Annotated in this window: 14 protein-coding genes; 5 read left to right on the top strand and 9 right to left on the bottom strand. The window is 73.0% G+C overall.

Features of this window, described 5'->3' with window-relative positions:
* Positions 1–11 precede the first annotated feature (11 nt).
* The 6 genes from ACIBBH_RS08325 to ACIBBH_RS08300 all read right to left on the bottom strand — a co-directional run bounded on the left by ACIBBH_RS08325 (position 12) and on the right by ACIBBH_RS08300 (position 9625).
* Positions 12–3467, bottom strand: a complete 3456-nt coding sequence (locus ACIBBH_RS08325) for a hypothetical protein (RefSeq protein ID WP_399403218.1) — start codon at positions 3465–3467, stop codon at positions 12–14.
* Positions 3464–4531: a hypothetical protein gene (locus ACIBBH_RS08320; RefSeq protein ID WP_399403216.1), complete on the bottom strand. Its 1068-nt coding sequence runs from the start codon at positions 4529–4531 to the stop codon at positions 3464–3466. The genes ACIBBH_RS08325 and ACIBBH_RS08320 overlap by 4 nt, the downstream gene beginning before the upstream one ends.
* On the bottom strand, positions 4528–5550 hold the full coding sequence (locus ACIBBH_RS08315; RefSeq protein WP_399403214.1) for a hypothetical protein: 1023 nt from the start codon (positions 5548–5550) through the stop codon (positions 4528–4530). Before ACIBBH_RS08315 ends, ACIBBH_RS08320 begins: the two co-directional genes overlap by 4 nt.
* On the bottom strand, positions 5547–7079 hold the full coding sequence (locus ACIBBH_RS08310; protein WP_399403212.1) for a VWA domain-containing protein: 1533 nt from the start codon (positions 7077–7079) through the stop codon (positions 5547–5549). Before ACIBBH_RS08310 ends, ACIBBH_RS08315 begins: the two co-directional genes overlap by 4 nt.
* A 181-nt stretch (positions 7080–7260) precedes the next feature.
* Positions 7261–8649: a SpoIIE family protein phosphatase gene (locus tag ACIBBH_RS08305; protein WP_399403210.1), complete on the bottom strand. Its 1389-nt coding sequence runs from the start codon at positions 8647–8649 to the stop codon at positions 7261–7263.
* A gap of 73 nt (positions 8650–8722) precedes the next feature.
* Positions 8723–9625, bottom strand: coding sequence for a hypothetical protein (locus ACIBBH_RS08300; protein ID WP_399403208.1), 903 nt, complete (start codon positions 9623–9625; stop codon positions 8723–8725).
* 103 nt (positions 9626–9728) lie between these two features.
* Here ACIBBH_RS08300 and ACIBBH_RS08295 point away from each other — a divergent pair, with 103 nt between their 5' ends.
* From ACIBBH_RS08295 to ACIBBH_RS08280, 4 genes are all read left to right on the top strand, one after another.
* Complete coding sequence (locus ACIBBH_RS08295; RefSeq protein WP_399403206.1) at positions 9729–10871, top strand: FHA domain-containing protein; 1143 nt, start codon at positions 9729–9731, stop codon at positions 10869–10871.
* Between the two features lie 148 nt (positions 10872–11019).
* Entirely contained in the window at positions 11020–13242 is a 2223-nt protein-coding gene (locus tag ACIBBH_RS08290) for an FG-GAP repeat domain-containing protein (protein WP_399403204.1), read from the top strand.
* A gap of 705 nt (positions 13243–13947) precedes the next feature.
* On the top strand, positions 13948–14217 hold the full coding sequence (locus tag ACIBBH_RS08285; protein ID WP_399403202.1) for a type II toxin-antitoxin system Phd/YefM family antitoxin: 270 nt from the start codon (positions 13948–13950) through the stop codon (positions 14215–14217).
* On the top strand, positions 14210–14473 hold the full coding sequence (locus ACIBBH_RS08280) for a type II toxin-antitoxin system RelE/ParE family toxin (RefSeq protein WP_054221840.1): 264 nt from the start codon (positions 14210–14212) through the stop codon (positions 14471–14473). Before ACIBBH_RS08285 ends, ACIBBH_RS08280 begins: the two co-directional genes overlap by 8 nt.
* Positions 14474–14606: 133 nt before the next feature.
* On the opposite strand, the gene ychF is transcribed toward ACIBBH_RS08280, so the two are convergent.
* On the bottom strand, positions 14607–15695 hold the full coding sequence (gene ychF, locus ACIBBH_RS08275) for a redox-regulated ATPase YchF (protein ID WP_399403200.1): 1089 nt from the start codon (positions 15693–15695) through the stop codon (positions 14607–14609).
* A 191-nt stretch (positions 15696–15886) separates the two neighbouring features.
* Here ychF and ACIBBH_RS08270 point away from each other — a divergent pair, with 191 nt between their 5' ends.
* A complete protein-coding gene (locus ACIBBH_RS08270) occupies positions 15887–16438 on the top strand; it encodes a DUF6542 domain-containing protein (protein WP_399403198.1) in 552 nt (183 codons plus the stop codon).
* 37 nt (positions 16439–16475) lie between these two features.
* Here ACIBBH_RS08270 and ppgK read toward each other — a convergent pair whose 3' ends face one another.
* On the bottom strand, positions 16476–17222 hold the full coding sequence (gene ppgK, locus ACIBBH_RS08265) for a polyphosphate--glucose phosphotransferase (protein WP_399403196.1): 747 nt from the start codon (positions 17220–17222) through the stop codon (positions 16476–16478).
* A 53-nt stretch (positions 17223–17275) separates the two neighbouring features.
* Complete coding sequence (locus tag ACIBBH_RS08260) at positions 17276–18298, bottom strand: 4-hydroxy-3-methylbut-2-enyl diphosphate reductase (protein ID WP_399403194.1); 1023 nt, start codon at positions 18296–18298, stop codon at positions 17276–17278.
* Positions 18299–18383 lie beyond the last annotated feature (85 nt).

Raw genomic sequence — 18383 nt, 5'->3', positions numbered from 1 at the left:
ACAGGCTCCGGTCAGCGGACCGGCGTGCTGCTCCACAGCGTGAGCAGCACCCGTTCCGGCTGTTCGCCGCGGGCCAGCAGGCGGGCGGCCCGGGGCCAGGTCTCGGGGGGCAGGCCGTGGTCGGTGACCAGGCGGTACAGGGTGGGGCCGGGGCCGGGAAGCATCAGCAACTCGCCCAGCAGACGGGCCTCGGCCGGTGGGGCGCCGGTGGCCAGGACCAGGTCCAGGGCGTCGGAGCCGTAGCGCTCGACCAGGGCCAGGCCGTCCTCCCCGGCCGCCAGCAGCCAGGGGGTGAGCCGGCCGGCGCGGGCGCCGTGTTTCTCGCGCTGCTCCACCAGCAGCCTGAGGACGCGTGCCCCGGAGCGGCCGGCCAGCAGGGGCAGCCAGCGCGGGCCCCAGACGGTCACCGCTTCGGCGGAGCCCGGCAGGCGCTGCTCCACGATGGCCGCGGTGACCGCGACCCTGGGCCCGAAGCGGGCCCCGGCCGAGAGCACGGCCTCCAGCGAGCGGGCCGCCAGCTCAGTGGTGAGCGGGGAGAGTTCGGCGAGCATACGGCGCTGCTCGGGGCTGAGCCGGAAGCGGTCGGCGAACTGCTGGGCCACCACGCCGAGGCCCTCGCGCAGCAGGGTGCGCAGCGCGAGGGGCGGATCCGAGGAGGCGAGGATCAGCGGCAGCTCGCGGCGGGCGCGGGGGTCGAGGGTGCCGTCGGGGTCGGTGCCGTACAGCCGCAGCAGGGCGGCGCGTTGCTCGGGGGTGCTCAGGGTCGCCAGCAGGGGCAGCAGGGGCGGGTCGGCGGCCAGGGCGTCGGCCGTGGCGGGTGCGGCTCCGGGGCCGAGGATCGCGGCGCTGACCCGCTGCGCCGGCTGCGGGCCGTTGACCGCCCAGTCGCGGATCTTCCCGGGGCGTTCGACCACGTTGCCGATGACCCAGTCGAGCTCCCTGCCGCGCCCCAGCTGCCAGCGCGACCAGGCGACGGCGGCCACGGTGCCGAGCGGCCCGGTCTGGTCGGCACGTTCGTAGCCGCGTTGCTGGAAGGCGGCGACCACGTCGGCCAGGGAGTGGCCGACGCCGTCGGCGTACCCCTTGAGCAGGCCCATCGCCCGCTGGTCCAGGCCGAGTTCGACGGCGTTGCGCAGCCCGTCGGTGCCGTAGCGGGCGAGGGCCTCCTCGGTGTCGGGGAAGGCCGCGACGATCTCGGCGATCTCCAGGTCGCCCTGTTCGGCCAGCCAGCGGGCGGCGAGCACCGGGTGGGCGCAGATCACCGGCCAGTCGGCGGGCGCGGTGCCGAGCAGCGCACGGACCGTGTCGTGCCCGGGGGCCCGGGAGTCGGCGGCGATCCGCAGCAGCACCCGGGCGTCCACCGCACCGGCCGGGTCCTGGTCGACGACCTGCACCCAGCCGAGCCCCAGTACGCCCAGGTGTTCGGGCTGGCGCAGCCCGTCCAGCAGACGCCGCCACATCTGCGGGGTGTAGCGGGCGAGCAGGTCCAGGTCGTCGCCCTGGAGGTGCGGCCTGAGCAGCGCGAACAGCTCCGGGTCCTCCAGGCGGGTGGCGAGGAACTGCAGGCTGGGCGCCGGGATCTGGGACAGCAGGCGCACCAGCGCGTCGTCCATGCCGGTGACCGCGACCGCCAGCCGCTCCGGCGGCACCTCCGCCACGGCCGTGCACAGCCGGCCATACAGGCCGACCCGGCGGATGCCGGCCCGCTCGCGCAGCGCGTCGTCCATCGCCAGGCCGTCCGCGCCGATCGGCCGGTGCGGGTCGAAGACCTCGGCGAGCCGTGCGGCCACCGGCAGCAGCCGGCGGGCGGCCTCCTCGTACAGGTCCTCCTCGGCGGGTCCGAGCAGCGCGGACATCAGGCAGTCCCGGAAGACCGAGCGGGGCACGCCCGACAGGGCGGTGACCAGGCGGCGCATGCCGGCCTCGTCGAGCAGCCGGGTCTGCTTGCGCAGGCCGGGCGCGTTCTGCCGGGCGCGGACCGCGACCAGCAGTTCGGTGTTGGTGCCGAAGCAGTCCGCCATCCGGTCGAGCAGCATCGCCCGGTCCCGGGGCCGCATCCCGCGGTCGGCGCCGCCGAGCCGCAGCGTCCAGCCTCCGGCGAAGGTGCGCCGGCGCATGGCCTGGCCGCCCTTGCCGTCCAGGATCTCCGCCGAGTACGCCTCCATGTCCCGGTCGTTGAAGAACGGCAGCTGGTCGGCGCGCATGCCCGCGATCTTCGGCGGGAGGACGGACATGTCGTCGGGGTCGACCTGTTCGACCCGCCCGCCGCGCACCCGCTGCAGCTCGCGCAGTCCGGCGGCGCCCATCCGGCCCGCGACCACCAGCCGGGCGCGCGTTGGGGCGGCGGAGGCGGCCCGGCCGGCCAGGCCGATCAGTTCGTCGGGGCGTACGAGGACCCAGCCGGCGCCGGAGAGCAGGGTGGCGCCGCGCGTGCTCAGCCGGCGGTTGTCGAAGGCGGCCAGCGCGATCACCTTCGGGCCGTGTTCGTGCAGCAGGCCCAGGCGCAGTGCCTCGGGGTTGACGGCGAGCCGTTCGCCGCCGCTGTACTGGGCGGTGTCGTCGTAGACGAGCAGCGCCTCCGCCTCGGCGAAGTCGGCGTGGGCGCGGGCCTGTTCCTCCAGGCGGGCGGCGCGGGCCAGGGTGTCGGCGAGCCGGCCCGGGCGCAGAGCGGGGACGCGCTGGAAGCCGGCCGCGGCCAGGTAGCCGTGCAGGTCGGCCGGACCGTCCACCGAGCCCCAGGCGCCGGGCGGCAGCCCGCAGGCCATCCAGCCGGCCAGCCGGGTCAGGGCCCGGACCTGGACCTCGCGCCAGCGCACCAGGGCCTCCTGGCCGGTGGCCGCGGTCGGCAGGTCGCCGCCGAGCAGCAGCGCGCTGGGCAGGGACATGCCCTGGACGCCGGGCATCCGGCCCTCGTGGGGCAGGTAGCCGTGCCGGCCGATGCCGGCCAGCATCAGCGAGCCGGAGTTGACCACGAGGTGGTCGGGTGACAGCTCGATCGGCACGAATCCCTCGCGGGCCATGTCGTCCAGGGCCCGGCCGAGCGGCACCAGAGTGCGCAGTGCCTGCGCGGGCGTCCAGCGGTGCCCGGCGGCCAGCATCGCGTCCAGGTCGTCGCGTTCGCGCAGGGTGTGCAGCGGCACGGAGGAGGCGCCCGGCGCCCAGGCGGTGATCAGGGCGGGCGGCAGCCCCGGGTGGTCGACGATGTCGAGGAGGGCGGGTGTGACCGGGTTCCCGGCCGCGAGCAGCGCGGCGGCCTGCCCGCGCCGCTTCCGGTTGGGGAAGAGCCGCAGGGCGCCGTAGACGTCGGCGCCCTCTTCCTTCACCAGCCGGGTGGCGCGTACCTCGGCCGCCCCCGCCGACCGCAGGTGACCGGGCCGCAGCTGGACGGCGTGCGGTTCCCACCAGCGCCCGGAGCGGCCGGGGATGCGGGTGAGGAGACGGCCGGGGGTGGTGTGGCCGGTGCTCATGCGGCGCCTCCCAGTCCCCGCAGCGCCGACTGCAGCACCGTGGCGTCGCGGGCGCGGGCGAGGTCGATACGGACCCGGTCGACGGTGGCCAGCCGGAACTTCTTGGAGGACAGACAGGTGGCCAGGGCGTTGGTGAGCACCGGGCCGTAGTCGAGGGAGGTCAGGTACCTGCGGGCCGGGGCGCTGGCGTCGAAGTCGTCGGCGTACAGCTGCCGCTGCTGCTGCTCGGTGAGCCGGTCCAGGGCGGCGGCGTGCGCGAGGGTGGCGCCGAGCATGTAGATGTCGAACCGTACGGACGCCTCGGCCGTCTCGCCGGGTTCGTCGGAGCCCTCGGGGCCGGGCGGCGCGTAGGCCTGGGTGGTGGTGGCGATCCGGCCGCCGACGCGGACGGCGGCGTCGTAGTCGATGAGGACGTAGCGGGCGGGCGGGCCGAGGACGAGGATGTTCTCCGGTTTGATGTCGGCGTGGATCCAGCCCTTGGCGGCGGTGCGGCCGGTGTGCCGCTCGGCGTGCAGGGCGGCGAGGGTGTTGCACAGCTGCTCGGCGAGATCCAGGAGTTCGTCCTCTGTGAAGCGGCGGTTCTCCCGCTTCCTGGCCTCGATCTCGGCCTTCAGCGTGAGCGGCCTGCCGCCCCGGGGGCCGATGAACTGCTGCACCAGGAAGCTCTCGTCGGGCGGGTCCGGGTGCCGGCCGGCGGCGATCAGCGACGGCGACGGCTGGGCCTCGACGCTGATGACGACCGGGCACTGCTGGGTGAGCTGGGTGGCCCGCCGGACCGCCCGCAGCCCCGCCTGCCGCTGGCGGTGCTGCTGGGCCAGCGCGTCGTGGACCAGCCGTGGGTCGTCGAGGGCGGTATCCGGCCACCACATGCCCTTGATCACGACGTCTCCGCCGGACCAGCGGTCCTCGGCGAGCACGATGTATCCCTGGCCGGCTTTGGCGAGCACGTCCCGGGTGGCGAACCGGCCGTCCACGCCGTACTCGGCGGGGATGAAGGCCTTGCGCGGCGAACCGTACTCGTCGGCGTGGCCGGCTTCCTCCCATTTCGGTACGAAGTCGCTCACGTGCCACCCCCGAAGCTGATCCGCAGCCGAACGGTGCCCGGCCCGAGATGGAGTTCGTCGCCGTCCTCCAGCGCGTACGGCGTCGCCGTGGCGAGCCGGCCCGAGCGGGGGCGGCTCGCGAAGTCGAGCTCCGGGTTGAGGAACGTGACGTTCTGGTGCGGCTCCGGCACGTGCTCGACCATCGGCAGCCCGTCGTCGTCGAGGGAGATCCGCAGATGGGTGCGGGATATCTCGCCCGCCTCGTCCCGGCCGAGACCCTCGGTGACGTCGGTGACACCGGGGCGGCTGCGCGAGGCCCGGCCCAGGGTCAGGCCCTCGGCGGGCACGGGGATCACCGTGCGGACGGTGTGCCCGTGCTGGACGGCCACCTGGACGGGTCCGGTGGCCGGGCCCTCCGGCAGCGGCGGCTCGGCGATGATCTCGACCGCCTCGTAGCCGCAGGAGCGGCAGTACCAGCGGGAGCCGTCCTTGTTGACCTGCCTCGGCAGCAGCACCTGGCCGCCGCGCGGGCAGCCGGCGGGCTCGGAGGTGCAGCGGAAGCGTTCCTCGGCGTCCCGGCTCAGCAGGCCCGCCTTGGCCCGCTTGCGCTGCCAGTCCCGCTCGATCTCCTCCTCGGTGGCCACGCCGAGCTGCCGCGGGCTGAAGACGACCTCCCCGCCGACGTGGCGCGCGCTCCACACCCGCGAGCCGTTGCCCTGCAGCCAGGGGTGCTCGCGGCGGGCGTAGCGGAAGTTGTCCCGGGAGACGATGTCGGCGCCGTACTGGTGGGCCAGCGCCAGGATCCGGTCGTCCGCGTCGCCCTGGTGGACCTCCAGCCACTGGGCCCGCTCCGCCTGCTCGACGAGCCGCTGGTCGCCGAGCACGGGCCGGACGCTGGCGTCCAGCACCGCGAGGGCGCCGGCGCCCGGATGCTTCTTCAGCCAGGCGTCCCGCACGGCGACGACCCGGGAGAACGGCCAGGGCCGCTGCTTGGTCGCCGCCACGTTCGACGCGTCGATGATCACCCCGGGGACGCTCATCGGGCACCCCGCTCGGGCGGAAGGGTGGCGTCGGAGTCGCTGCCGGTTCCGCTGCTGCCGTACGGGCGTGAGGGATCGTAGGAACCGTACGAGCCGTACGACCCGTGGCTGCCGCCGTCCGCGGAGCCGTAGCCGGTGTCGTCCTCGTCGTCGTCCAGGCTCTGCAGGCGCCGGCGGGCCCGGATCTCGTCCGGCATCTCCACCGGGATGGGCTGGAACCAGTCGCGCTTGTTGCGCGTGGAACTGCGGCTGGAGGTGGCCTTGGACTCGTTCAGGACGTCCTTCTCCTGGAGCCCGGCCCGCAGCCCGCCCGCCGACTGCTGGAACGCGGCGGCGAGGTCGGGGTCCGGGATGCGGCGTGCGCGCTCCACGCCCTCCTCGAAGATCCGCTCCCGTTCGGCGCGCGAACCGGCCGCGTCCGCCCGCTGGTTGATCTCCCGCTCCAGGTCGACGGCGGCGACCTCGCGCTCGTAGTCGGGTCTGATGTTCTGGGCCAGGGGGTTGTTGACGGTGGGCAGTTTGAGCGAGCCGGGCGTCAGTTCCCGGGAGCCGGGGCCCGACCCGATCCGGCCGGTGGCCTTGAGTACGGGGATCGGTCCGGCGCTGACCCGTTCGGGGGCGCGGACCTTCAGCGCGTAGCGCGGCTGGCCGTCGTACCCCTCACCGATGGCGCCCAGGGTGAGCCGGACCTCGCTGGGGCGCCGGCCGCCGCCGTCGGCGAGGACGCCGTCCAGGCGGCGGCGGACCGGGTCGATCTGGTAGACGCCGAGCACCTGGAAGTGCGGGTTGACCTCCAGGGAGAGTTCGCCGCTGCCCGCGACCACGTCCCTGCCGTACGCGGCGAAACGTGCCGTGATCTGCTTCATCGCCTCGGCGGCGGTGGCCCGGGACGCCACGTGCTCGGCCATGCCGGTGGGCGCGAGCCGCTCCAGGAGGGCGTAGTCGGCGCCCGCGCCGATGCCGATGACATCGGTGTGCAGTTCGCGGTCGGCGGCCTGCCGGGCGAGGGCGGCGAGCCGCTCGGGGTCCGTCTCGCCGAAGTTGGGCAGCCCGTCGCTGAGCAGCACGACCCGGCGGGAACCCGCCTGCTGCCGCTCCAGTTGCTGGTACGCCCGCCGGAGAGCGCCCTCGATGTTGGTCCAGCGGCGCTCGTCCTCGATGTTGCCGTTCCAGCGGCCCTTGCGGCGCAGTTCGTCGGCGGTGCCGGAGAAGCGCAGGCCGGCGTTCTGCGCGAAGGTGACGATCTCGACCCGGGCGCTGTGCGGCAGCGCGGCCGCCAGCTCGCGCACGCCCGCCTCCGCCACGTCCTTGCGGCTGACGTCCTGCGGATTGTCCGGGTCCGCGAACTCGTCGGCGGTGGAGTCGGCCCGGATCCCCATCGACCAGCTGTCGTCCACGGCGAGGACGTAGGCGACACCGTCGGCCACCCGGTCGGCGCGGCGCAGGACGCGCGGGGCGACGGAGACCACGAACTCGTCACCGAGATGGACCTCGTGGCGGTCGGCCGCGATCTTGATGTCCTCGCTCATACGTCGTCACCCTCCCCGGCGATCCGGCGTCCTTCATCTCCGCCGACGGCCACGGCACCTGTACCGGCCAGGACCCGACCAGCGGTGGACGCCCTCGGGGCGGTCGCGGCAGGGGCCCTCCGGGCGGTCGCGGGGAGTGCGGTGGTCGTGGCTCCGGCGGTGCTTGTGGCTCTTGCGGCGGTCATGCGTCCTTCGCCTCCCCGATCGCGCACACCAGCGCGGTCGCGTTGTCCCAGCCGCCCAGGGCCTCCGCTCGCTGGACGAGGGCGGCGGCGAGCGCGGGGGCCGGTGGGCGGCCCGAGGCGTCGATCTGGGCGGCCAGTTCGGCCAGCACGGCCCCGAACCAGCGGTCGCGCTCCGGTTCCGTGGCCCCGTCCGAGGCGAGCAGCAGCAGGTCACCGGGGGCCAGGGCGAGGGTGCTGTGCGTCCAGCGGCCGGGCCCGTTGCCGAGGTAGTTGACCAGCGCGGACTCCTCGCCCTCGGCGTCCGGGGTGATCCGCAGCTGCTCGGCGTAGCCGGTGTGGGCCGGGGTCAGCTTCCAGGCGGCGAAGGGCAGTTCGCGCGCGGTCGACGCCGGGCCGCGCAGGGGCCGCACCAGCCAGGCCTCCGCGTCACCGGCCGACACCAGAGAGGCGGTGCCGTCCGGGCGTACGGTCGCCAGGACGGCGGCCGCGCTGCCCTCTGCGGTGGCCCGGCCGATGGCCGCGTCGAGCTCGTCGACCAGCTGCTGCGGCGGGAGGTCCTCGTCCATCCGCCAGCGCCGGCCGGCCTGGTCCAGGGCCGCGCGGGAGGCGAGGGCGCCGGAGCCGTCGCCGGAGCCGGTCACCCCGTCGAAGACGGCGCACCGCACCGCGCCGGACGCGCCGCGCGCGGCACCGGCCGCGTCCTCGTTGTCGGTGGCCGGATCGCCCTTGGCCTTGCGGGAGCCGACCGCGCTCTCCTGGTAGCAGGTGGCCGAGATCCGGCCCGGCGCGCGGCGCCGGAGGGCCTCGTGCAGCGGCGCGAGCCCCGCGGCCGCACCGAGCCGCAGATCGTGGGCGAGCAGCCGGTGGCAGACCGCGTCCAGGCCGTGCGGGAAGATCCCCGCGAACACGTCCAGCATCCGCAGGGCGTCCCGCAGGTCCAGGCAGGGCCGTTCCGCCACCGCGTCCACCAGCGCCTGCACCAGGGCCCGCCGGTCCCGGGCCGGTGGGCCCTGGACGACGACGTCACGCCGGTCCTGCGGCCGGATGCCGCCGTCGAGGTCGTAGCGCGGCAGGGCGGCCACCTGCCAGCCCTCGTACGCGTCGTGCCGTACCGACTCGGTCACCAGGCAGCCCGGGCCGACCCGCTCCAGCGCCGCGTCCACCGTGCGCCACAGCTCCGGGAGCGCGTCGAGCAGTCCGGCGGGCTCCAGGCTGCCGTGCTCGGTGACGGCGTCCCGCAGGGCGGGGGCGAGTTCCTGGTTCCAGCGGACGGTGATCTCGGGGACCGCGACGGCGGAGAAGACCGGGGACTCGGCGGCTTCCGCCCCCGGCGCCGTCTCCTCCCCCGCTGCCGTGTCCCCACCAGCTTCCTCGACCCCGCTCACCGGCGGCTCCTTGCCCTCACGCACCCCTGAACCCCACATTTCCGTGTCCACGACGGCCGGTACGGCGACGACCTCACTTGAGTACGACGGCCAGCACGACCGCGATGACGGCGAGGACGCCGACCAGCACCAGGCGCTGCACGCTCGCCCGGTTGGCCCGGTTCAGCTCCTCGGACAGCCGGCTCCGCTCGCTCTCCGCCTGCTGCGCCCGGAACTGCCACTGCTGCACGACCTGCGCGACCTCGTCACGGGCGGCCGTGACCTGCCGCTGGGCGTCGTCCCGGACGGCGGCGACCTGCCGGGCGGCCTCGTCCTGGGCGCGCCGCACCTCGTCCTGGGCCCGCTCCTCCCGCAGCCGCGCCTGACGCTCGACGGCCTCGGCACGGTCGGCCAACTCCCGTCGCTGGGCGGCGAGTTCCGCCTCGGCGCGTCGGGCGGACGCGGCGGCCTCCGCCCGTGCCCGCGCCCGTTCCTCCTCCACCGCCCGGTCCAGCAGCGCGTCCAGGTCGGGTCCCTGGCCGACCGGGAACGGCGCGGGACGGCGGGGCTCGGTGTCGTCCAGCGGCTCGGTGTCCGCGTAGAGCTCGGCGACGGACGTGGCGGCGCCCATGGGCGGCTCGGCCAGCGCCAGCGGCACCGGGCGGACGGTGAGCGCGCCGGGGTCGAGGACCGTGACCGGGCGCCAGCCGCTGAAGCCGTCGGGCCCGTCGTCGTACACGGCGGTGACCTTGGCGCCCGACCCGAGCACCCCGACGGTTCCGTCGACCTGCGCCCAGAGGGTCTCGCCCGCCTTCAGCAGGGACGCTACGACCTCGGGGGACGGCGTGGGTACCCCGGCCGGCGGAGCGGCCGGTGGCGGCGTCGGCTGCGCGGGGCCGGGCTGCGTGGACGCGTCGGTGAAGGAGCCCCAGGACTCCTCGGACTCCGCAGGCCCCTCGGCCGGAGTCTCGTCCTCGAACGTACCCCACTCGGACACAACGCCCCCCACGTTTCCGAATCGGCAAGCCCCCATCACCGTAAGTTAATTAACATCACATCAGCCATGGGCGGGGGCACTTTCGAAGAAGCGGGGGATTCCTGTGGAGAAGCATCTGACGGCCGACTTCGAAGAAGCCTGTTTCCTGGTCGACCTGTCGAACGTGGTGCGCCGGCAGAACCTCGGCGAGCCCGGCCTGCGCTCGCTGCGCCGCCTCGCCCTCGTGGTCGACGCGGCCGTCGACCTGGCCCGCGATCCGGACCTGAAGCTGTATCTGGTGGCCGACCGCAGCCTGCGCCTGGGCGGGCGGCACGAGTTCAACGACCCGGCCGACATCCGCCTGTTGGGCCGGTGGGTGCGCGAGGGACTGGTCGAGGAACTCGGCGACGCCGACGAACGGATCCTGGAACTGTGCGAGATGACCGGCATCCCGGTCATCACCGGCGACCACTACCGGGACATGCGCGAGGAGTTTCCCTTCCTGCAGGGCAACACCGACGACTTCCTGGAGCCGGTGCCCGCGCCGGGCGGCACGGTCCGGCTCGCCCCGCTGGACATGGGGGTGGCGACGGCGGCGCAGATCTCCCGCAAGAAGGAGGAGTCGGTCCTGAAGAAGCAGGGCCTGCTGGGCCCGCAGCGCACACCGCGCTCGGAGGTCGTGCGTCGCAACTGGCGCTGCCCGGACCGGCGTTGCACCGTCTACGACACCCGCAAGGGCACGCTGGTACTGCTGCCCCGCATGAGCCGCGGCGTCCCCACCTGCGAGCAGCACGGCCTGGAACTCCTCGACGACGGCCCGCGTACCGCCACCGTGCAGGTGAAGCTGCTCGTCGACGGCGAGGTCAAGGACCGCTTCACCCTGGAGGACGGCTCCACGGTCCGTGTCGGCCGGAAACCGGGCCCGGGCGGCATCGCCCTGCACGGCCTGCTCCCCGACGACCTGGCCGCCCGGATCAGCCGCGCGCACGTCGAACTCCGGGTCAGGGAAGGCCTGGTGCACGTGAGTGACCTGAGCAGCTTCGGCACACGCCGGCGTGTCACGTCCGGCACGTCGGGCCCCGGCCCCTGGCGCGACCTCCCGAAGGACACGGCCCGCGACTTCCGCGCCGGCGACGAACTGGAACTGACCGAGGGCGTCGTCCTCGCCCGCAGCGGCCGCCGCTTCCCGACGGAGCTGGCCCAGGAGTGGCAGCGCAGGACGCCGCCGAGCGGGGAGGGGCCGGAGGCGGTCACGCGGATGTACTGAAGTGCACTGAGCATGTACAGGGGTTGCACCTGAGGTGGCTGCCGCTCTCTGCGCCACGGGGCCCGGTCATCGTGATGCCCTGATTTCACTCCGGTCATATAAGATCCACCCACTTTGATCACAAGTCTGGAACCTGGGGGGCCGGATCGTGAACTCGCATGTCATACGAGGAGCTTTCGCGCTGGTGCTGAGCGGGAGCCTGGTGGCGGCGCTGTCCGCCGAGGCGTCCGGGGCGACGGTGGGGACGGCCACCGTGGTCACCGACCCCGTACAGCCCGGCGTCTGGGGCACGGCCACCGAGCTCGCCTCCACCGCCCAGCACCGCGTCCTGGGTCTGCAGGCCCGCGCCGACGGCGCCCTCGTCGCCCTGCGCGACCAGCCACAGGACCCCGCGCAGACCCTGGAGGTCCGTCGGCTCACCGTCCAGGTCCGCCCGGCGGGCACCACCTGGGCCGCGCCCCAGACGCTGTCCACCGCCGCCGACTACTACCTCGACGCCAGCACCCTCGCCCCGCAGGCCGACGGCTCCTTCGTCGCCTACTGGCGCGAACGCCTCCCAGGGGGCAAGAGTCTGTTGAAGGCCGCCACCCTGGCACCCGGCGCCACCCGCTTCTCCGACCCGACCACCGTCGCCGCTCTCTCCTGGATCGATTGCCCACCGCTGGTCTTCGGCAGCGCCACCGGCCGCCTCACCGCCGTCTGGGCCGTCCCGGTCCCCGGCGGCCGCGAGCTGCGCATGTCACAGCGGCCGGCTCCCGGCGACGCCTGGTCCGAGCCCACCGTGTTCGACACCGTCACCAGCGACGCCGAAGACGGGGAGTGGTTCCTGACCGGGCTGCACGCCGCCATCGACAAGGAGGGCAACGCGGCCGTCGCATGGAATCTCGACGACCGCCCACGCGACGGCGGCGGCCTCATCTCCGTGGCCGGGGCCTCGTACCACTCCCGGATCATGGAGCGCAAGGCCGGCGCGACCGCGTGGGGCGATGCCGAGGACCTGACCCCCCTCACCGGCACCCAGCCCGGTGCCCTCCGTCTCGACGCCGACCCGGCCGGCGGCCTCAGCCTCCTGTGGGCGAGCCTCGGCGGCCCCGTCCGCTTCGCCCGCAAGAGCGCCCCCGGTCAGGCGTGGAGCGCCACCGAGCAGACCGGGCTCACCGGCTGGTACGGCCCCCGCGCCCTGCCCCGTCCGCTGACCGCCCCGAACGGCGACGTCACCCTCGTCGGAGCCACGGACAAGGCGGTGCTCTCCACCACCCGCTCCGCCCGCTCCGGCGTCTGGGGCGCCGTCGAGCAGGCCGACGACCGCCGTCCCCTCGGCTCGACCGGCTACGCCGTCAGCTCCGGCATCGCCTCCGACGGCACCGTGCACGCGGGCTGGACCGTGTCCATCGGCAACGGCAGGTACCGGTTCGTCTCCGGCTTCCGCACCCGCGGCGGCTGGTCGGCCCCCAAGACACTGGCCACCACCACCGACAACCGGACCGTCGGCGGCGCCGTCACGGTCGCGGGCACCCGCCCCACCGCACTCTGGTGCGACAGCTCCGCCCTCGGCGGCCCGCTGCACACCGCCTCCGGCACCACCCGCCCGCTGCCCCTCGCCCGGGACTACGGCGACGACCGCCGCGCCGACGTGCTCGCCCTGACCGGCACCACCCTGACCCGGTACGACGGCGACGCCGCCGGCCACCTCGCCGCGGGCTCTGTACACAGCGGCGCGGTCACCACCGGCTGGCCCGCCGGCACCCGGTTCACCGGCTTCGGCGACCTGAACGGGGACCGCCTCAACGACGTCCTCGCCGTGCTGCCCACGGGCGAGGCACGCATGTACGAGACCCCGGCGGGCCGGCTGCCCGCGCCGGGGTCCCCGTACCGGAAGACCGGCACCGACTGGCGCGGCTACAACATCCTCACCACCCCCGGCGACCTGACCGGCGACGGCCGCACCGACCTTCTGGCCCGCTCCGCCTCGACCGGTGACATCTACCTGTACGCGGGCAACGGCAGCGCCGGATTCGCCTCGCGCGTCAAGATCCGGTCCGGCTGGAAGGCGTACACCCGGGTGATCGGCGCGGGGGACCTCGACGGCGACGGGCATGGGGACGTACTGGCCCTCGACGGCTCCGGCGAGCTGTGGCGTTACAACGGCACCGGCACCGGCAAGCTCGCCGACCGCGTCCTGGTCTTCCGCGACTGGGGCAAGACCTACCGCCAGGTGCTCGGCGCCGCCGACCTGAACGGCGACGCGAAGGCCGACCTGCTCTCGGTCGACTCCGACGGCGTGGCCTGGCTCAACCCCGGCACCGGCCGCGGCACCTTCGGCAGCCGACTCCGCGTCGGCTCGGGCTGGGACAGCCGCACCCTTTCCTGACCGGCGGGCCCGCACCGGAGGTACCCCTGGTGCGGGCCCACACCCCCTGGCCGTTCAACAGCCTCGGGGACCTGAAGCTCACGCCGGCCACCGCACCTCACCCGAGCCGGCTTTCGTGCACGGGTGCCCAGGTCCTGCACCCCCGATTCACCAAGGTGTCCCCCCAGGTACGGAGCGCAGCGTATATAGCTATCGCTATACCGGGAACGGGCCACAGAACGAGTGGGACATCTTCGTCACCGCCGAGGTCCTCCAGTGGATCAACAGCCTCGATCCCGCGACGCACGCCCGCGTGGTGCAGGCCCTCGACGCCCTCACCGAGGGTGGTCCGGGGCTGGGGCGGCCCCTGTTCTCTTTGCGTTCGAAACCTGCACGGCCCTAGGCGATGCCGGCGCTCTGCGTCTCGCGGCGGCGACCCTACCCGGCACCATCCCAGGACGGGAAACAGCAAGGGGCCGACTCCAGGCGAAGCCGACCCCATTTGACCTGCGTGTTTACCAGGCCGTGCATCCGCTCAGACGTTGAAGCGGAAAGTCGATTACAGAGCTGCGACCTGCGAAAATGCGGTTTCTGGCGATCTCATCCAGCACCAATCCAGCACGGTGCGAGTTCATCCAGCACATCCAGCTACGCGCACGGCGAGACCTCCTGCCCGCAGCCACGACCCTCTTGTGTACACATGGGACACTCGGTACCCTTGGGCGCATGACGCAGCCACTGCCCATAGAGTCCATCCGCGACGTGCGCGCACACCTGGCGGAGGTGGTGGAGCGCGCAGACCGCGACGACGTGCCCACGGTGATCACACGCCGAGGCAAGGAGGTCGCCGCCGTCGTCTCCATCGATGTGCTGCGCAAGTACCAGGAATGGGAAGAGCGCGAGATCAACCGGATCATCGACGAGCGCATGGCCAGCCCGGCTCCCGGCATCCCGATCGAGGACATCATGAGGGAGACGCTGGCGCGCGGTGAGTGAGTACCGAACCGTCTTCCGCCCTGAGGCGCAGGCCGAGCTTCGGAAGATCCCTCGTGACATGGCGCTGCGCATCCTGGCCAAGCTGACCGAGCTGGAGACCGACCCTCTCGGCTTCAACACCACCGCACTCGTGTCCCAGCCCGAGCGACGCCGTCTGCGCGTCGGCGACTACCGCGTCGTTTACACGATCGACAACGGGGAGCTGGTGGTCTGGGTCGTTCATGTGGGACACCGGTCCACCGTTTACGAGACCTGATTCCGCTGACGCACCGTCAGAATACCCAGCACCCATCCAGCACAGTGACGACGAAGGGGTCGGACTCGACAGCGTCCGACCCCTTCTGAACCGCATGTTTGCCACGTCAGCGACGTGGTGTTATTTCATCCGCTCAGACATTGAAGCGGAACTCCACGACATCCCCGTCCTGCATCACGTAGTCCTTGCCCTCCATCCGCGCCTTGCCCTTCGCGCGGGCCTCGGCGACCGAGCCGGTTTCCACCAGGTCGTCGAAGGAGATGACCTCGGCCTTGATGAAGCCCTTCTGGAAGTCGGTGTGGATGACGCCGGCGGCCTCGGGGGCGGTGGCGCCCTTCTTGATGGTCCAGGCGCGGGATTCCTTGGGGCCGGCGGTGAGGTAGGTCTGCAGGCCGAGGGTCCTGAAGCCGACGTGGGCCAGCGTCGCCAGGCCCGGTTCGTCCTGGCCCACCGACTGCAGGAGTTCGAGGGCCTCGTCCTCGTCCAGTTCGGCGAGGTCCGCCTCCAGCTTGGCGTTGAGGAAGATCGCCTCGGCGGGGGCGACGAGGGCGCGCTGCTCGTCCTTGAAGGAGTCGTCCATCAGCTCGTCCTCGTCGACGTTGAAGACGTAGAGGAAGGGCTTGGTGGTGAGCAGGTGCAGGTCGTGGAGGAGCTCGGCGCGCTCGCTGCCCTGGACGATGCCCTGGGAGAAGAGGGTGTCGCCCTTGTCGAGGATCTCCTTGGCCTCCTCGACCGCCTTGACCTTGGGGGCCACGTCCTTCTTGATCCGCGACTCCTTCTGCAGGCGCGGCAGGACCTTCTCGATGGTCTGGAGGTCGGCGAGGATCAGCTCGGTGTTGATCGTCTCGATGTCGTCCTTGGGCGAGACCTTGCCGTCGACGTGGACGACGTTCTCGTCCTTGAAGGCGCGGATGACCTGGCAGATCGCGTCGGACTCACGGATGTTCGCCAGGAACTTGTTGCCCAGGCCCTCGCCCTCGGAGGCGCCGCGCACGATGCCCGCGATGTCGACGAAGTCGACGGTGGCCGGCAGGATCCGCTCCGACTTGAAGATCGAGGCCAGCTTGGCCAGACGGGGGTCGGGGACGCCGACCACGCCGACGTTGGGCTCGATCGTGGCGAACGGGTAGTTGGCCGCCAGCACGTCGTTCTTGGTCAGGGCGTTGAACAGGGTCGACTTGCCGACATTCGGCAGACCGACGATTCCGATCGTGAGCGACACGTTGCGACTTCCCGTTACGTGAGAGGGCCAGAGGCTGCCAGGGGTGAGGGGCCAGGGGACTGGTCTGGCCGATCCACCAGTCTACGGCGTCCCCGGCATCGGCCCGGCGGCCCTGTCGAACACCGGCCGAGCTCCGGTCACCGGCGTGTCAGACGGCCTATTCGACACATAAAAGGACCTAAGTTGATCGTGTGGAGCAACACAGGACGCCACCCGAGCGACACGGACCGCGACGAGGCTCACCGCCGACGCCACTGCCGCCGCAGGCCAGGCGCCGCCCGGGAGAGGAGCGACGGCCGGCACCGGGGACCGCACGGCCGGCACCGGCGATGCGACCGGCACCGGTACGGCGGCTGCCGAACCCCAGACTCACCGGGCTCGGCGGCGGGCTGTTCGCCGGGGCGGCGATGTTCCTGCTGGGCTGCCTCGACCAGTGGCTGTTCGGGGCGTCCCTGACGGTGTACGGCGTGCTGTTCCTGCCGGTGTGCGTACTGACCGCGCTGTGGGTGCGCGCGGGCGACCTGCTGACCGCGCCCGTGGTCGCGCCGATCGCCTTCGCGGTGGGGCTGGTCCCCGTGGCCGACAGCTCCGGGGGGATGGGGGGCCGGATGATGGGGCTGGTGACCGCGCTGGCCACCCAGGCGGGGTGGCTGTACGGGGGGACGCTCCTCGCCGGTGCGATCGTCCTCGGACGGAGGGTCCGGCTGGTGCGCCACCGGGCCGTGCGGCGCCGGCCGGACTGAACGCCCGCACGGGCGCGGTCAAGAGCCCGGCCGTGCCCTACCCGTCCTTCGCCGCCCGCATCGCCGCCCCCACGATCCCCGCGTTGTTCTGCAGCTGCGCCGGCACGATCTCGGCCTTGATGCCCTCGATGAGGTGCAGGAACTTGCCCGCCTTGCGGCTGACGCCGCCGCCGATGATGAACAGCTCCGGGGAGAAGAGCATCTCGACGTGTTCGAGGTACTTCTGCACCCGGTGCGCCCACTGCTCCCAGGTCAGCTGGTGGTCGTCCTTGGCCTTGCTGGAGGCCCGCTTCTCCGCGTCATGGCCGTGCAGCTCCAGGTGGCCCAGCTCGGTGTTGGGGACGAGGGCGCCTTCTGAGAAGACGGCGCTGCCGATGCCGGTGCCGAAGGTGAGCAGGATGACCGTGCCCCGGCGGTCCTGACCGGCGCCGAACTCCATCTCGGCGACGCCCGCCGCGTCCGCGTCGTTGACCACGGTCACCGGCAGGCCGCCCAGCCGCCCGCTGAACAGAGCGCGCGCGTCCGTGTCGATCCAGCTCTTGTCGACGTTCGCCGCCGTACGCACCGTCGCCCCGCCCGTGACCACGCCCGGGAAGGTCAGCCCGACCGGGCCCGTCCAGCCGAAGTGCTCGACGACCTGCTTCACGCCGTCGGCCACCCCGTCCGGCGTCGCCGGGTGCGGGGTGAGCACCTTGCAGCGCTCCTGGGCCAGGTCGCCCCTCTCCAGGTCCACGGGAGCGCCCTTGATCCCGGATCCGCCGATGTCCACGCCGAAGATCTGCATGGCTCCACGCTACGACGTACGACGGACCGTCACGCCCGGAACAGACCGCCTGGTCACGCCTGCGCGGTCCCCGTACCCGAACCGCCCCGCTCCGCCGCCAGAGCCGCCGCCTCCTGGCGCAGGTCGCGGCGGAGCTCCTTCGGCAGGGAGAAGGTGATGGACTCCTCGGCCGCCTTGACGAGCTCGACGTCCCCGTATCCGCGCTCGGCGAGCCACTCCAGGACCTGCTCGACGAGGACCTCCGGGACGGAGGCGCCGGAGGTGACGCCGACCGTGGTCACGCCGTCCAGCCAGGCCTCGTCGATCTCGTCGGCGAAGTCCACGAGGTAGGCCTCGCGGGCGCCGGCGAGCTTGGCGACCTCGACGAGCCGCTTGGAGTTGGAGGAGTTGCGGGAGCCGACCACGATGACCAGCTCGGCCTGGGCGCCCATCTGCTTCACGGCGAGCTGACGGTTCTGCGTGGCGTAGCAGATGTCGTCGCTCGGCGGGGAGATGAGCTGCGGGAACTTCTCCTTCAGGGCGTCGACCGTCTCCATGGTCTCGTCGACGGAGAGCGTGGTCTGCGACAGCCAGACGACCTTGGACGGGTCGCGGACCTCGACCTTGGCGACGTCCTCGGGGCCGTCGACCAGCTGGATGTGGTCGGGGGCCTCGCCGGAGGTGCCGATGACCTCCTCATGGCCCTCGTGCCCGATCAGGAGGATGTCGAAGTCGTCGTTCGCGAACCGGACGGCTTCCTTGTGGACCTTGGTGACCAGGGGGCAGGTGGCGTCGATGGTGGCGAGCCGGCCGCGCTCGGCCTCCTCGTGGACGACGGGGGCCACCCCGTGCGCCGAGAACATCACGATGTTCCCCGGCGGCACCTCCTCCGTGCGCTCGACGAAGACGGCACCCTTCCTCTCGAGGGTCTGCACGACGTACTTGTTGTGGACGATCTCGTGCCGGACGTAGATCGGGGCCCCGTACTGCTCCAGGGCCTTCTCGACGGCGATCACGGCGCGGTCCACACCGGCGCAGTAGCCCCGGGGGGCGGCGAGCAGGACACGGCGGGCAGGCGAAGCGGTCATGGCACCCATCGTAAGGCCGCTTCCGGGGGGTCCAAGATCCGGCGTGACCGGGCGTACCCCGCGGGGGTTCCCGGCCTGCCCCGGGTTGTCGGTA

It is taken from the genome of Streptomyces sp. NPDC051636, from assembly GCF_044453765.1.
Taxonomy (GTDB): Bacteria; Actinomycetota; Actinomycetes; order Streptomycetales; family Streptomycetaceae; genus Streptomyces.
This window is presented reverse-complemented; position numbering and strand designations above follow the sequence as displayed.